This window comes from Nocardioides sp. zg-1230 (genome assembly GCF_013155335.1).
Lineage (GTDB): Bacteria > Actinomycetota > Actinomycetes > Propionibacteriales > Nocardioidaceae > Nocardioides.
This window is the reverse complement of record NZ_JABJQZ010000002.1, coordinates 129,966-145,061: the sequence shown is the minus strand read 5'-3', so window position 1 is coordinate 145,061 and position 15,096 is coordinate 129,966. Positions and strand designations below refer to the sequence as shown.

At 71.7% G+C, this 15,096-nt stretch carries 13 protein-coding genes; 5 read left to right on the top strand and 8 right to left on the bottom strand.

Translation table 11 applies throughout. The annotated features are described in order from the left end of the window. Window positions 1-2 precede the first annotated feature (2 nt). Window positions 3-1,304 carry a DUF6350 family protein gene (locus tag HOO61_RS08725; protein ID WP_172258342.1) on the bottom strand — a complete coding sequence of 434 codons (1,302 nt, stop codon included), beginning with the start codon at window positions 1,302-1,304 and terminating at the stop codon, window positions 3-5. Window positions 1,305-1,416: 112 nt separating this feature from the next. Here HOO61_RS08725 and HOO61_RS08720 point away from each other — a divergent pair, with 112 nt between their 5' ends. From HOO61_RS08720 to HOO61_RS08710, 3 genes are read left to right on the top strand one after another with little or no spacing between them, the layout of a single operon-like run. Beyond that, window positions 1,417-3,315: a hypothetical protein gene (locus tag HOO61_RS08720; protein ID WP_172258341.1), complete on the top strand. Its 1,899-nt coding sequence runs from the start codon at window positions 1,417-1,419 to the stop codon at window positions 3,313-3,315. Window positions 3,316-3,366: 51 nt separating this feature from the next. Further along, window positions 3,367-4,821, top strand: coding sequence for a hypothetical protein (locus HOO61_RS08715; RefSeq protein WP_172258340.1), 1,455 nt, complete (start codon window positions 3,367-3,369; stop codon window positions 4,819-4,821). A gap of 4 nt (window positions 4,822-4,825) precedes the next feature. After that, window positions 4,826-5,047, top strand: a complete 222-nt coding sequence (locus HOO61_RS08710) for a hypothetical protein (RefSeq protein WP_172258339.1) — start codon at window positions 4,826-4,828, stop codon at window positions 5,045-5,047. Between the two features lie 18 nt (window positions 5,048-5,065). Here HOO61_RS08710 and sucD read toward each other — a convergent pair whose 3' ends face one another. Further along, window positions 5,066-5,947 carry a succinate--CoA ligase subunit alpha gene (gene sucD, locus HOO61_RS08705; protein ID WP_172258338.1) on the bottom strand — a complete coding sequence of 294 codons (882 nt, stop codon included), beginning with the start codon at window positions 5,945-5,947 and terminating at the stop codon, window positions 5,066-5,068. A gap of 17 nt (window positions 5,948-5,964) precedes the next feature. Beyond that, complete coding sequence (gene sucC / locus HOO61_RS08700) at window positions 5,965-7,134, bottom strand: ADP-forming succinate--CoA ligase subunit beta (protein ID WP_172258337.1); 1,170 nt, start codon at window positions 7,132-7,134, stop codon at window positions 5,965-5,967. A 126-nt stretch (window positions 7,135-7,260) separates the two neighbouring features. Here sucC and HOO61_RS08695 point away from each other — a divergent pair, with 126 nt between their 5' ends. Both HOO61_RS08695 and HOO61_RS24825 read left to right on the top strand, forming a co-directional pair. After that, on the top strand, window positions 7,261-8,595 hold the full coding sequence (locus tag HOO61_RS08695; RefSeq protein WP_172258336.1) for a deoxyribodipyrimidine photo-lyase: 1,335 nt from the start codon (window positions 7,261-7,263) through the stop codon (window positions 8,593-8,595). A gap of 219 nt (window positions 8,596-8,814) precedes the next feature. Then, the gene (locus HOO61_RS24825) at window positions 8,815-9,582 is read left to right on the top strand and encodes a M23 family metallopeptidase (protein ID WP_216658754.1); all 768 of its coding nucleotides are present in this window, start codon (window positions 8,815-8,817) and stop codon (window positions 9,580-9,582) included. 257 nt (window positions 9,583-9,839) lie between these two features. Here HOO61_RS24825 and HOO61_RS08685 read toward each other — a convergent pair whose 3' ends face one another. The 5 genes from HOO61_RS08685 to HOO61_RS08665 all read right to left on the bottom strand — a co-directional run bounded on the left by HOO61_RS08685 (window position 9,840) and on the right by HOO61_RS08665 (window position 15,081). Then, window positions 9,840-10,088 carry a hypothetical protein gene (locus tag HOO61_RS08685; protein WP_172258335.1) on the bottom strand — a complete coding sequence of 83 codons (249 nt, stop codon included), beginning with the start codon at window positions 10,086-10,088 and terminating at the stop codon, window positions 9,840-9,842. Between the two features lie 268 nt (window positions 10,089-10,356). Then, window positions 10,357-12,765: a DNA helicase PcrA gene (pcrA, locus tag HOO61_RS08680; protein ID WP_172258334.1), complete on the bottom strand. Its 2,409-nt coding sequence runs from the start codon at window positions 12,763-12,765 to the stop codon at window positions 10,357-10,359. A gap of 36 nt (window positions 12,766-12,801) precedes the next feature. Continuing rightward, on the bottom strand, window positions 12,802-13,155 hold the full coding sequence (locus tag HOO61_RS08675; RefSeq protein WP_172258333.1) for a hypothetical protein: 354 nt from the start codon (window positions 13,153-13,155) through the stop codon (window positions 12,802-12,804). Window positions 13,156-13,190: 35 nt separating this feature from the next. Beyond that, complete coding sequence (locus tag HOO61_RS08670) at window positions 13,191-13,643, bottom strand: universal stress protein (protein ID WP_172258332.1); 453 nt, start codon at window positions 13,641-13,643, stop codon at window positions 13,191-13,193. A 1-nt stretch (window position 13,644) separates the two neighbouring features. Further along, complete coding sequence (locus HOO61_RS08665) at window positions 13,645-15,081, bottom strand: APC family permease (protein WP_172258331.1); 1,437 nt, start codon at window positions 15,079-15,081, stop codon at window positions 13,645-13,647. Between the last annotated feature and the right edge of the window lie 15 nt (window positions 15,082-15,096).

Genomic DNA, 15,096 nt, shown 5'->3' with positions numbered 1-15,096 from the left:
GGTCAGTCCTCGGCGACGGAGTCAGAGCCGGTGCCGGAGCCGGTGCCGGTGCTGGCGGCGGGTCCCGGGTCGGACGGGACGCTGCGCGCGGCACGCCAGGCGAACCACGCCAGCACCGAGGCACCGAGGAGCGCGCCGATGCCGCACGCCGTCACGGCGTGGACCAGGACGTCACGGGTGAAGGGCCCGACGAAGCGCATCCGACCAGGTCCGGCCGCGCCACCGGACAGCGAGGCGAGCAGCGCGAACCCGACCCCGGCCGCCAGCCCGCCACCGCACCCGGCGAGGGCGATCCGGTCCCAGGTCAGGAGGCGGCCGCGCAGCGTGCGGTGGGTCGTCACCGCGGCGACCAACGTCGGGAGTGCCAGCAGCGCACCCACCCAACCCGGCGGGGTGCCGACCGCCGGCAGCGCGGCGAGCAGCGGCACGACCGGGAGCGGGCCGAGGACGACCGCCCCGGGCGAGACGAGCGTGGCGCCGCCCACCGCGAACCCCGGGCCGAGCAGCCACGAGCCGGCGAACAGGGCGGCGTTGGGGGCGAAGGCGGCGTTGACGAGGGCGTAGAGGCCGGCCTCGCCCGGGCTGGGGTGCAGCCGCGAGGTCATGGTGGCGGCCTCGTCGAAGGAGGCGACGAAGCCGATGAGGAAGACCAGGGCAGAGACGGCCAGGAGACGCGCCAGCACCGCGCCCGCGACGGCGGCGCCCGCTCGCACCGAGGCGGGCAGGAAGGCCGCCCAGATCGCCGCACGGCCCGACCCGATCGCGATGGCAGGAGCGGCGACGAAGGCCGTCAGCAGGAGGGTCCAGCCGAGCACCCGCGGCAGCGACGGGTCGGCCGTGGTGCCGGCGGCGAGGGTCGCGACCACCACGGCCACGACGGCGTACGCCGCGAAGAAGAGGGCGATGGCGGTCGGCACGGTGAAGTCGCGCTCGCCGTCGGAGATCCGGTCGGCGTCGGGCCCGTGGCCGGACACGGAGTCGCCGACGCGGTGGCCGAGCCGCCACATCGACCACGCGGCGATCGCCGTGACGCCGAGGGGGACGATGGTGATCCGCGCGCCCATCACCGTGATGCCGGAGCCGTGACCGGCCAGCCAGGCGAGGGCGCCCACGCGCATGCCGTCGCGGGGTGCGCCGTGCACCCCGGCGTCGGTCGCGAACCAGCCGATGACGCCGATCGCGAGCAGCACCACGAGCGGGCCCAGCGCGGCGAGCGCCCCGCCGAGGGTGGCGATCAGCACGAGCGGACGCGGCCGGGCAGCGTCGGTCCGTGCGTGGTCGGGTCGGGTGAGGAGCGACGTCATGGCCGCCCCATCATCACCCGCTCCCCTCGGCAGATCGCGCTGCCACGCCGCCCCGGCGATGTGCGGGGATCGATGTGCGCCACGTGACCACCTCCCGTACCGTGGAGCGGTCATGAGGAGCCCCGAGACCTTCGACGCCTACTACGTCGAGACGCGCAACCGCCTGCTGCACGAGGCGTACGCCCTCACCGGTGACGCGCCGGCGTCCCGCGCCGCCGTGCGCGACGCCTTCGTGGTCGCGTGGCACCGCTGGCGCAAGGTCGGGCAGCTCGAGGACCGCGACGGCTACGTCCGTCCCCTCGCCCTCGGCCGTGCCCGACGGCGGCACACCGCCCGGATCTGGCACCGCGACAAGTCCCTCGACCCCGACGTGCGCAGCACGCTCGAGGCGCTGTCCAAGCTCACCACCCGCCAGCGCGAGCTGCTCGTGCTCAACGTCCTCTCGGCCCTCTCGCTCGGCGAGGTGGCACGCACGGTTGGCCTGCCGCGGGCCGACGCCGAGCGGGAGCTGCAGACGGCGAGCTCGCAGTTCTCGCTGCACCGCGACGCGCCGACGACCGACATCCCGCGGCTGCTCCACGCCCTCGCCGGCCCGCTCGAGGACATCCGCTGGCCCCGCGCCACCGTCATCCGGCGCGCCGGCGCCGCGCGACGTCGTACGCACACCGTCATCGGCGCCGGACTCGCCACCGCCGCGCTCCTCGCCTCCGGCTCCCTCGTCGCCACCGGCGCCGGCGCCGAGCCCACCAGCCTCAGCGAGGAGAAGGCCACCCCCGGCGTCACGGTGCACGAGCCGGTCGCCGACGAGGTCGGGGCGGAGATGATCAGTGGCGACTCGCTGCTCTCCCCGGCCCAGCTCGCCCGGTTCGGCCCCGGTCTCGAGTGGACCGAGACCGCGACCACGGACAACCTGACCGGCGACGGCCTGCTGGCGCCGTGCCAGCGCGAGCGGTTCGCCGACCCCGACGGCATCACGGCGGTGGCCCGCACGTGGGAGGGCAGCGAGACACGCGTCGAGAAGAGGAAGGTCGGCAAGGGCGACCGCCAGCGCACCCGCGAGCGCGAGGTCACCGACGTGCGGTCGACGGCCGTCGAGATGGTCGAGATGTCGCGCAGCCCCCGGCAGGCGGCCCAGGGCTTCGACACGGCGTCCCTGTGGTTCGCCGGTTGCATCGACCCCCGCACGCAGCTGATGGACACCCGCACCGTCAAGCGCGTCGGCGACGAGGCCCGCACGTTCCGCCTCCGGTCGTGGGGCAAGGAGCCGGCCACCCTGACCGTTGCCATGGCGCGCAGCGGCAGCCTCGTGGTCACCCAGGTCGTGCGCAGCCAGGGCCGGCCCGTCCCGGACAAGGCCGTGCTGACCGGGCTGTCCGCCGCCGTCAACGGCGTCTGCGGCGCCGAGGGCGCCGGCACCTGCGCGGGGCGCGCGAAGTCCCGCGCCACTCCCCCGCTCGCGATCGGTACGCCGCCGGGGCTGCTGTCGGTGGTCGACCTGCCGCCCGTCGCGGGCGTGCGCGGCCCCTGGGTCGGCACCGAGCCCGAGAAGGCCCGCAACAACTACGCCGCGACCCGCTGCGACCGCACCACCTTCCAGGGCAAGGGCATCAGCAAGGCCCTGACCCGCACCTTCCTCTTCCCCGAGACGCCCAACGCCTCCCAGCTCGGCCTCACCCAGACCGTGGGCGCGATGAGCCCGGGCAAGGCCGGCACCTTCGTCGACCAGGTCCGCGACCGCATCCGCCAGTGCGGGCGCGCCAACCTGGGCACCGACGTCACCGAGCTGGCCTCGAGCGCCAGCAAGGCCGGCGACCTGAGCGTCTGGGCGCTGACCTTCGAGATCAACGACAGCCAGTCGTTCCCGTTCCTGATGGCCATGGTGCGCGACGGCGGTGCCGTCTCCCAGCTCGGCTTCGCTCCCGACCGCAACATGACGATGTCGCGCGCCGACTTCGTCGACCTCGCCCGACGCGTGGCGCAGCGCCTCGAGCCGCTCGACTCCTCACGCTGACGACGCAACCTGCCGACGCAACTTTCCGGCCCGTGAGGGTGTCTCACCGGCATGAAGCGCCGCGCACGGTTCGTCACGGCCGCACTGGCGTGCGCCCTGACGCTCGCCGGGTGCGGCGACCGGTCGTCCGGCGGAGCGGCGCCGGGCGGCTCGTCGGGCTCCGTCACGACGGCGAGCGACCGGACCGCCGGCACCACCATCCCCGACGACTTCCCGCTGTCCTCGGGCATGGGCGGACCCGCGGACACCGTCCCCACCTCGCGCACCGGCACCGGCCTGCGTGACCTCGAGCTGTGCGGCACTTCCCCGCTGCGCGGACTGGGCACCCGCGACCGGATGGTCGCCGACAACAGCGGCGGCGAGTCCGCCGACACCCGGGAGCTGCTGGTCCTGGGGGCACCCGAGGACGCCGTACGCCTCGCGGAGCGGCTCGCCGGTCTCGCCTCGGACTGCGCCGAGCCGGACCCCGGCCGTGACATGGAGACGCGCACCGAGGTGCTCGCCTCGCCCTTCGGCCCCGGGCCGGCCACCACGCTCCTGCAGACCTACAGCGTCGACGGCGAGCCCGGCACGGGTGCGACCGTCGTCCACGTCGTGCCCGTCGGGGCCGCGCTGCTCGTGAGCTCCACCTACGGCCAGTGGACGCGCGACGGCGCCCCGGAGGCGGTCGACGCCACCGTGGCGCCGCTGCGCAGGACCGTCGCGGCCCTCACGCTGTTCGGTGAGACCCCGACGACCTCGCCGTCCACCGAGCAGTCCACCGAGCCGTCCACCGAGCCACCCACCGGGCCACCCGCCGAGCCGACCGACTCGCCCACCGAGACGCCCAGCCAGCCGACCGCTCCTCCGTCCGCTCCCTCGTCCGAGCCACCGTCGTCGCCGTCCACGCCCGCGCCGACGTCCCCGCTGCCGTCCGGTGAGCCGACCCAGCGGACCGAGGAGATCCCCGACGACTTCCCGTTGCTGGCCGGATGGCCCGAGGACGCGACGGCCGAGCCCGGCGCGGACAACGGCAGGCAGGGCCCGAGCCGCACGGCCGAAGCCCCGGAGCTCCGCGCCTGCGGCCAGGTGTGGCGCGACCCCGAGCACGTCGACCGCCTGGTCGCCGGATGGGCCAACGCGGAGGACTACCGGAGTCGCCAGCTCACGACGTACCAGGACGCCGCCGCTGCCGACGCGGCGATCGAGGGCCTCGCGGACCACCAGCGGGCCTGCCCGAGCGAACCGGTGGGCGAGGACGGCTTCGGGACCACCCGCGAGGTCCGCCCGGTCGAGCTGGGCGACGAGGCGTGGGCGATACTCGAGCGCGACACCTTCGACGGCAGCCCGTCGGTCTTCGGCGAGAGCGCGCTGGTCGTCCGGGTCGGTCGCGCCCTGCTGGTGGTGCGCCACGGGGGGCACGCCGGCTATCCCGACGGCGACGGGCGGAAGCAGGTCGAGGCCATGGGCTCACAGGCTGCCGTTGCGATCGCGAAGATGTGTCTGTTCACGAGAACGGGGTGCTAGAACCATGTCCATTCCATCGACCCTGGCCAGTGCGGCCTGTCCGACGCTGCCGTCACCACGTCGACTCTCCGCCGTCGCGCCCGTGCGCCTGCTCGGCGCGCACGTCGTGTGGCGGCTGCTGTGGGAGGCGCACCCGCCCACCCGCCACGACCGGCACGCGAAATCGCAGACGGCCCCGCAGGTGGACCTGCGGGGCCGTCTGGAAGAAGCTGTCGATCGCGACTGAGCGCTCCTCGACCCGAGGTCAGAGCGACTCGAGGATCTCCCGCATCAGCGCGGCGGTCTCCGACGGCGTCTTGCCGACCTTGACCCCGGCGGCCTCGAGGGCCTCCTTCTTCGCCTGGGCGGTGCCCGACGAGCCCGACACGATGGCGCCGGCGTGGCCCATGGTCTTGCCCTCGGGAGCCGTGAAGCCGGCGACGTAGCCGACGACCGGCTTCGTCACGTGCTCCTTGATGTAGGCCGCGGCGCGCTCCTCGGCGTCGCCGCCGATCTCGCCGATCATCACGATGGCCTTGGTCTCCGGGTCGTTCTCGAAGGCCTCGAGCGCGTCGATGTGCGTGGTGCCGATGATCGGGTCACCACCGATGCCGATGGCGGTGGTGAAGCCGTGGTCCTTCAGCTCGTACATCATCTGGTAGGTCAGCGTGCCCGACTTCGACACCAGGCCGACCGGGCCCTTGCCCGCGATGGTGTGCGGCGTGATGCCGGCCAGCGACTCCTCGGGCGTGATGATGCCGGGGCAGTTCGGACCGATCATCCGGGTGGACTTGCCCTCGAGGTAGGCCACGACCTCGGCGGTGTCGAGGACGGGGACGCCCTCGGTGATCACGACGAGGAGCGGGATCTCGGCGTCGATGGCCTCGATGCAGGCGTCCTTGGTGAACGCCGGCGGCACGAAGGCGACGGACACGTTGGCGCCGGTCTCCTTCATCGCCTCCTCGACGGTCCCGTAGACCGGGAGCTCCTTGCCGCCGAGCTCGACGGTGGTGCCGGCCTTGCGGGCGTTGACGCCGCCCACGATGTTGGCGCCGGACTCGACCATGAGGGTGGTGTGCTTGGCACCCATGCCGCCCGTCATGCCCTGGACGATGATCTTGCTGTCCTTGTTGAGGTAGATGCTCATCTGTTCAGTTCTCTCTCTCAGGCCTGGTGGGCGAGCTCGGCGGCCTTGTCGGCCGCGCCGTCCATCGTGTCGACCTGGGTGACCAGCGGGTGGTTGAGCTCGTCGAGGATGCGGCGGCCCTCCTCGACGTTGTTGCCGTCGAGACGGACGACGAGGGGCTTGCTCTCCTCGTCGCCGAGGATCTCCAGCGCGCCCTTGATGCCGTTGGCGACCTCGTCGCAGGCGGTGATGCCGCCGAAGACGTTGACGAAGATGCTCTTCACCTGCGGGTCGTTGATGATCACGTCGAGGCCGTCCGCCATCACCTGGGCGTTGGCGCCGCCACCGATGTCGAGGAAGTTGGCGGGCTTCACGCCGCCGTGCGCCTCGCCGGCGTACGCGACGACGTCGAGGGTGCTCATCACGAGGCCCGCGCCGTTGCCGATGATGCCGACCTGGCCGTCGAGCTTGACGTAGTTGAGGCCCTTGTCCTTGGCCTTCGCCTCGAGCGGGTCGGCCTCCTCGCGGATCTCGAACTGCTCGTGGTCGGGGTGGCGCACCTCGGAGGCGTTGTCGTCGAGCGACACCTTGCCGTCGAGGGCCTCGAGCTTGTCGCCCTCGAGCCGGGCCAGCGGGTTGACCTCGACGAGGGTGGCGTCCTCCTCGACGTAGACCTTCCACAGCGCCTGGACCATCTCGATGGCCTGGTCGCGCAGCTCGGCGGGGAACTTGGCCTCGTCGACGATCGCGGCGGCCTTCTCCGGCGTGACGCCCTCGAGGGCGTCGATGCGGATCTGCTTGACGGCGTCGGGGTTGGTCTTGGCGACCTCCTCGATCTCCACGCCGCCCTCGACCGAGGCGATGCACAGGTGCGAGCGGTTGGAGCGGTCGAGCAGGAAGGAGAAGTAGTACTCCTCCACCGGCGGCGTCGCCGGGGTCACCAGCACGCGGTTGACGCGCAGGCCCTTGATCTCCATGCCGATGATGTCGCGGGCGTAGGACTCGGCTTCGTCGGCGGTCTTGGCGATCTTCACGCCACCCGCCTTGCCGCGTCCGCCGGCCTTGACCTGGGCCTTGACGACGGTCACGCCGCCCATCTCCTCGGCAGCCGCACGAGCCGCCTCCGGGGTCTCGGCGACGACACCCAACGTGGTCGCTACTCCATGCTTGGCGAAGAGCTCCTTCGCCTGAAATTCCATCAGGTCCACGAGAGTGACCAGTCCTTTTCGTTGCGAGCAAGGGGGATTACCTCTCGGCACCCTAGACCTCCTGAGCGGGGTCGCACGAGGTCGGGTGAGCGTGGTGGTGCTCACGCCCGGGCTAGGTTGGCGAGCATGCCCACCCCGAAGCGCGACGCGAGCTCAGCGGTGATGTGGTTCCGGCGCGACCTCCGGGTGCGCGACAACCCGGCCCTCCGTGCCGCGCTCGAGGAGGGGTCGGTGACCGCGCTCTTCGTCCTCGACCCGGCCATCTGGGCGACCGCCGGGCCGGGCCGCCAGGCGTGGCTGGCCGCCAACGTGCTGTCCCTCGCCGAGCGGATCCCGCTGAGCATCCAGCACGGCGACCCGAGCGACGTCGTGCCGCGGGTGGCCGGCGGACGGCGCGTGCACGTCGCGGCCGAGACCACGCCCTACGGCCGCCGGCGCGACGACGCGGTCGGCGACCAGGTCGAGCTCGTCGCCACCGGGTCGCCGTACGCCGTGGGGCCGGGGCTCATCCGCAACGGCAGCGGCGAGCCCTACCAGGTGTTCAGCGCCTTCGCCCGCGCCTGGCGCGAGCACGGCTGGCCGGAGCCCGCGCCGACGCCACGCTCCCCCGACCTCGAGCCGGCCGACTCCCACCAGCGGGCGCTCGACCTGCTGGAGAAGGCGGTCGCCGACGCGCCGTTCGAGCTGCCCGGCGCCGGGGAGGACGCGGCGTGGCGGCGCTGGCGCGCCTTCCGCGACGAGGGACTCGGGAGCTATCCCGAGGAGCGGAACCGGCCGGACCACGACGGCACCTCGCGACTCTCCCCCTACCTCCACCTCGGGGTGCTCCACCCGCGCTCGCTGCTCGCCGAGATCCCCCACACGTCGACGTACGCCACCGAGCTGGCCTGGCGGGAGTTCTACGCCGACGTGCTGTGGCACACGCCGTCCTCGGCCTGGAAGGACCTCAAGCCCGCCCTGCGGGGCATGAGGTACGACGACCCCGACGACGCCGTCGAGGCATGGCGCACCGGCACCACCGGATTCCCGATCGTCGACGCCGGCATGCGCCAGCTCCTGCACACCGGGTGGATGCACAACCGGGTGCGGATGATCACCGCCTCCTTCCTCACCAAGGACCTCCACGTGTGGTGGCCGGTCGGGGCGCGCCACTTCCTCGACCTGCTCATCGACGGCGACGTGGCCTCCAACAACCACGGCTGGCAGTGGGTCGCCGGCACCGGGACCGACGCCTCCCCCTACTTCCGGGTCTTCAACCCCGTGACCCAGGGGCTGAAGTTCGACCCGCAGGGCGACTACGTACGCCGCTGGGTGCCCGAGCTGGAGCACCTGCCCGGCAAGGCCGCCCACGAGCCGTGGAAGTCCGACGTCGGCTACGAACGGGACTACCCGCTGCGCATCGTCGACCACGCCGACGAGCGGCAGGAAGCGCTCGAGCGCTACCGGGCGGCACGTGGCTGAGCACTGCGTCACGCCCGCGCGTCCGTTTATCGGCCGCCGAGCGGGGTACATGAACTTATTTGGTCGAGGGTTGCACTTTCCCGTGATCCTTCCGTTACAGTCGTGCGCGGTCTAGCCGACCCGACCCCCCCGACGACCCGGCAGATTGGTAACTCCTTCATGGGCAACCACCGAGCGGAGCGCGCTCCCAAGCGACGCACCTCGGCAACGGCTGCACCCGTGAGCGGCAAGCGACGTGCCTCCACGCCGCCGCGCCGCTCCGTGGTCCGGCTGCCGTCCCTGCCCCTCGTCGCCGGTGTGGCCGTGCTGGCGGTCTCCGCCGGTGGCGCCGTCACCGGGTCCGGTTCGGGCGTCACCGCCCTCGCCTCCACCGGCTCGGCCGTCGAGGCCACCCAGGCCATCGGCTCCGCGGCCGGACAGGCCCTGACGCGCCGCAGCGTCGTGGTGAGCCGCGACCACGTCCGCGACTCCGGCACCGAGGAGACCGACCCCGAGCTCGTCGCGCTGGCCGAGAAGCAGATGGCCGAGCGCGCCGCAAAGCTCGAGGAGATGCGCCGGGCTGCGGAGAAGCAGGCCGCGAAGATCAAGGAGAACAAGTGGGTTCTCCCCCTCGCCAGCTACGGCATCACCGCCACGTTCGGGCAGTACGGCCTCTGGGCGAGCTACCACACCGGCCTGGACTTCAACGCCAACAGCGGCGACTCGATCCTGTCCGTCGCCAACGGCACCGTCACCGAGACCGGCTACGACGGCGCCTACGGCAACAAGACCGTCGTCACCCTCGATGACGGCACCGAGATCTGGTACTGCCACCAGACCTCGATCTACGTCTCGGTCGGCGACCGCGTCAACGGCGGTGAGACCATCGGCACCGTCGGCGCCACCGGCAACGTCACCGGCTCCCACCTCCACCTCGAGGTCCGCCCCGGCGGCGGCGGTCCGGTCGACCCGTTCCAGGCCTTCGTCGAGCACGGCATCGTCCCCTGACGGGGACGCGTCAGCGGCCCCGAGGTCAGGGGAGATTGAGCAGCGCAAGCGCCTGAGCTTGCGAAGGCGCTACCGCGCGTGTCGAAATCTTCGACCCGTGTGCGCGACCGCCCCAGTCGAGCGACCCGCGGCTGAGGAACGAAGCCGCGGCGAGCGAGGCGCCCAGCGGCGCCTGAGCCGCATCTCACGCACCGCCCAACGGCGCGTCGTACGCCGACACCCGCGCGAGCGGTGGCCGACGGCTCAGGGAACGGGCGTCAGCACGGGCCTTGCGCGAGCGGCGTGAGCACCTGCCCGAACGGGGCACCGTCGAGGTAGAGCTCGCGGATCTCCAGGATCCGGTCGGACACTGTCTGGGGCGCGGTCACCGCCTGCGCCTGGAAGACCTGGGCCAGGCACGGAGCCTGCGGGCTCGGCGCCCCTGCCGCGGCGGCCGGGCCGCCGGCCACGAGGACCGCCGCTCCGGCTGCCACCGCCGCCGCCACGCTGATCGCTGATGTGCGCATGCTGTTCCCCTGTCGCAGGGCCCGTGTCCCCCGGGCCGAGTCCTCGGACGGTAGTGGCACGGCCGGACCCCTGTACATGCGCACCCGAGCTCGCGGCGGCGCGGACTAGACACCCCGCGCGTCGCCCAGCCGAGCGACGCGCGGCTACGGAACGACGCCGCTGAGAAGTGTGGCGACCAAGGCGGGTCTCGACACGCCGGATTCGACCTCGTGCCACGGTCGAACGTCTCGCTCGACCATCATCAGAAGCTCTTCGGCGCTTCGCTTCTCAGAGCTTCTCGACCGGCGCGTAGCGCAGGAGCAGACGCTTGACGCCCTCGGAACCGAAGTCGATGGAGGCCACGGACTTCTCGGCCACGCCCTCGACGGCCACCACGGTGCCCATGCCGAAGGAGTCGTGCACGACCCGGTCGCCCGGTGACAGGCTCGGGATCTCGCGGGCGGGCTTGGCCTTGGCGGCCGCGTCGGCCCGCAGCGCGGCGGAGCTGAAGTTGCGCCGTCCGGCGTCGGTGGGGGTGCCGAGACGCGTCGAGCCGCCGGTCAGGTCGGCGCGGCCCCAACGGGTCTGCTCGGCGGCCGTACGGCGCCAGTCGACGAGGTCGACCGGGAGCTCGTCGAGGAACCGGCTGGCCGGGTTGTGGCTGGGCGCGCCCCACGCGGAGCGGACGAGGGCCCGGGAGACGTAGAGGCGCCGCTGCGCGCGGGTGAGGCCGACGTAGGCGAGCCGGCGCTCCTCCTCGAGCTCGGGCTGGTCGCCCAGCGAGCGTTGGTGGGGGAAGACGCCGTCCTCCAGACCGGTGAGGAAGACGACCGGGAACTCCAGGCCCTTGGCGGTGTGGAGGGTCATCAGGGTGACGACGCCGGAGTCGTCGCCGTCGGGGGCGTCGGGGATCTGGTCGGCGTCGGCGACCAGGGCGACCCGCTCGAGGAAGTCGCCGAGGCCCACGGCGACCGTGCCGGCCTCGACCTCGGCCGGGTCGGCGCTGGGCCCGGGCTGGGGGTCCTCGGCGAACTCGCGGGCGACCGCGACGAGCTCGGCGAGGTTCTCCGCACGGGTGCCGTCCTGCGGGTCGTCGCTGGCCTCGAGCTCGGCGAGGTAGCCCGATCGCTCCAGCACGGACTCGAGGATCACGTCGGGGCGCTCGTCGGCCTCGACCATCGACTGCAGCTCCTGCACCATCGCGACGAACGCCTCGATGTTCTTCAGGCTGCGCGTGGCCAGGCCCGGGGCCTCCGCCGCCCGGGTCAGGGCCTCCCAGAAGGTGATCCGGTCGCGGTCGGCCAGGGCGGCGATGCAGGCCTCGGCACGCTCGCCGATGCCGCGCTTGGGGGTGTTGAGCACCCGCCGCAGCGAGATCTCGTCGGCGGTGTTGACCAGCATGCGGAGGTAGGCCAGCGCGTCGCGCACCTCCTTGCGCTCGTAGAAGCGCACCCCACCGACCACCTTGTACGGCTGACCGGTGCGGATGAACACCTCCTCGAACACGCGGGACTGCGCGTTGGTGCGGTAGAACACCGCGACGTCGGCAGGGCGTACGTCGGCGTCGTCGACGAGCTTGTCGATCTCCTCGCTGACGAAACGGGCCTCGTCGTGTTCGTCGTCGGAGACGTAGCCGACGATCCGCGCGCCCTCCCCCGCGTCGGTCCACAGCCGCTTGGGCTTGCGACCGCGGTTGTTGCCGATGACCGAGTTGGCCGCGGACAGGATGGTCTGCGTCGAGCGGTAGTTCTGCTCGAGCAGGATCGTCGTCGCGTCGGGGAAGTCCTGCTCGAAGTCGAGGATGTTGCGGATGTCGGCGCCGCGGAAGGCGTAGATGGACTGGTCGGCGTCGCCGACGACCATCAGCTCGCTCGGCTCGACCTCCTGGTGTCCTTCCTCGAACACAGTGCCCATCTCCAACGACGTCCCGCACAGCTGCTGGATCAGGCTGTACTGGGCGTGGTTGGTGTCCTGGTACTCGTCCACGAGCACGTGGCGGAACCGGCGGCGGTAGTTCTCGCGGACGTCGGGGAACGCCTGCAGCAGGTGGACCGTGGTCATGATGAGGTCGTCGAAGTCGAGCGCGTTGGCCTCGCGCAGGCGGCGCTGGTAGGCGCTGAAGGCCTTGGCGTAGGCCTCCTCGAAGGAGTTGCGCGCCTCCTTGGCGGCATCCTCGGCGTCACGCAGCTCGTTCTTCTGGTCGGAGACCCAGTGGAGCACCGCGTTGGGCTGGTAGCGCTTGGGATCGAGCTCCAGGTCGCGCAGCACGAGCGTCATCAGTCGCTTGGAGTCGGCCGCGTCGTAGATCGAGAAGTTGGACTTGAAGCCCACCCGGTCGATCTCCTTGCGGAGGATGCGCACGCACGCGGAGTGGAAGGTCGAGACCCACATGACCCGCGCCCGCTTGCCGACGAGGTCCTCGACGCGCTCCTTCATCTCGGCCGCGGCCTTGTTGGTGAAGGTGATCGCCAGGATCGAGCCCGGGTGTGCCTTGCGCTCGTTGATCAGCCAGGCGATGCGACGCGTCAGCACCCGGGTCTTGCCCGAGCCCGCGCCGGCCACGACGAGGAGGGGCGGCCCGGCGTGGGTCACCGCCGCCCGCTGGGGCTCGTTGAGCCCCTCGAGGAGCGGGTGGTCGCGAAGCTCGAACAGGGCCTGGTCGGCGGGGCCGGTCGGGGAGGTGTCAGTGGGGGTCATCTCGCCCCCAGCCTATGCGGGGGCGGTGACAGTCGATCAGGCGTGGGCGGGCGACCAGAAGACCGCCACCGCGATGTTGGCGATCGTCAGCGCGAGCAGGCCGAAGTAGAGCCCCTGCGGGATGCTCGGCTTGCGCATGTTGACCATCACCAGCACCAGGATGACCAGGCCGATGGCGAACTTGACGCCGATCTTGGCGTGGTCGGGCGAGCCCAGGGTCTCGAGCACCCCCACCAGCAGCAGCCCGGCGAGGAACGCCGTCCCGGAGCCGTCGCGCATCAGCGAGTTCACCCGCTTGTCGTCGTCGCGCACCTGCACGAGGAGGCCACCGAGGAGGGCGGCGTAGCCGAGGATGTGGACGAAGAGCAGCACCAGCCGCAGGGTCTCCATGCGCCCCACCCTAGTGAAGGCGGGACGTCCGCCGATCAGGCCCGGTGCTTCTTCGGCTTCGGCGCAGGGCGTACGACGAGCACCGGGCACGGCGCGTAGTGCTGCACCCGCTGTGCCGTGCTGCCGACGAGCACCGCGTCGCTGAGGCCGCGCCCGCCCGCCGCGACCACGACCAGCCCGGCGTCGTACTGCTTGGCGGCCTTGATGATCTCGTTGGCCGCCGAGCCGCTGCGGATGCGCTTGTTGACCTTCGGACCCCAGCCCTCGAACACGGCAGCGATGGTGTCGACCGCGCTCTGCGCGGCGTCGCGGAACGACCCGTCGAACTGCTGCTCGGACACGTCGTCGGCGAAAGCCACCGAGGCCAGGGGCCGGATGACCGCGACGACGGAGATCTCGGTGACCTTGGTCGGGTCGGCGAAGGACTTGAGGTGCTTGGCGGCGGCCAGCGACTGGCGCGAGCCGTCCGTGGCGACGATGACGTGCATGTCAGCCCTCCTTGGTGGCGGTGGAGTCGTCGAGGTCGGGGGTGCGCGAGCCGGTGCCCCTCTTGCCGAACAGCTGCTCGGCGAGGTAGAGCACCACTCCGACGGCGAGCAGCCCGGCGCACCAGTAGAGCGACGCGGGGTCGTCGTAGATGGCGTAGTAGAGGATCGCCAGGTTGCCGACCAGCCCCACGACCAACAGCGGCGTGCTGGCGCGGAACGCCCGCTCGTCCTCGTCGTGTCCGCGCAGCTTCAGGCACGTCACGATGACGAGCGCGTAGATCGCGAGCAGGAAGACGACCGTGACGAGGGCCAGTCGGTTGACGAGGTCGAGCTTGCCGCCGGCCTCGGTGACGAGGGTGCCGGTGACGAGCAGGCCGCCGACCACCAGGCCACTGAACAGCAGGCCCACCCAGGGGCTGCGCCGGCTCGCGTGGACCTTGGCGAAGACTCCGGGGACGACGTCCTCGCGAGCCATTCCGTAGAGGATGCGGGGCTGCGTCACCAGGGTCACGAGGGTCGTGTTGGTGATGGCCACGAGCGCGATGATGGTGAAGATGGTGGTCATCAGGTCGGTGGAGAACGGGAGGATCCCCTGCTTGACCACCTCGAGGAGCGCCACCTCGGAATCGGCCAGCTTGTCGGTCGGCACGGTCAGCGCCGCGGCCATCGACACGAGCACGTAGACCACACCGGCCACGATCATGCCGCCGATGAGGGAGCGCGGGAACGCCCGATAGGGGTCGATGGTCTCCTCGGCCACGTTGGCGGTGTTCTCGAAGCCGGTCATCGCGAAGAAGGAGAGCGCCACCCCGGCGAGGACGGCGAGCGCCGGGTTGCCGGAGACGCTGATGTCGGTGAGCGTGCCGAAGTCCGCGTTGCCCTCGGCGATGTACCAGATGCCGATGATCATCACGATGACCAGGCCGCTGAGCTCGATGAAGGTCATGAGCATGTTCATCACGACCGACTCCGTGATGCCGATGTAGTTGATGACCACCAGCACGGCGACGAAGACCAGCGAGACCAGCAGCGCCGGCGGGCCGCCGCCGTCGAAGAGCTGGCCGAAGTACGAGGCGAACCCGGCCGCCAGCGAGCCTGAGGCCGCGAAGCTCGCCGACAGGAAGGACACGGTGACCAGGAATGTGAGCGCCTTGTTGCGAAACGCCTTTTGGACGTAGAGCGACGAGCCCGCCGCCTGGGGGTACTTCGTCACGAGCTCGGCGTACGCCGCTCCGGTGATGGCCGCGACGGTGACGCCGGCAGCGAAGGCGATCCAGAACGCGCCGCCGACGGCGGCCGCCACCAGTCCGATGAGGACGTAGATGCCGGAACCCAGCACGTCCCCGAGGGTGTAAAAGAACAGCTGCGCGCCGGTGATGGACCTCTTGAGGCCGTTGTCGTCGTCGGTCGTGGGGACGGTTGCGGTCGAGTCAGCCACAGGAGGGTCGCTTCC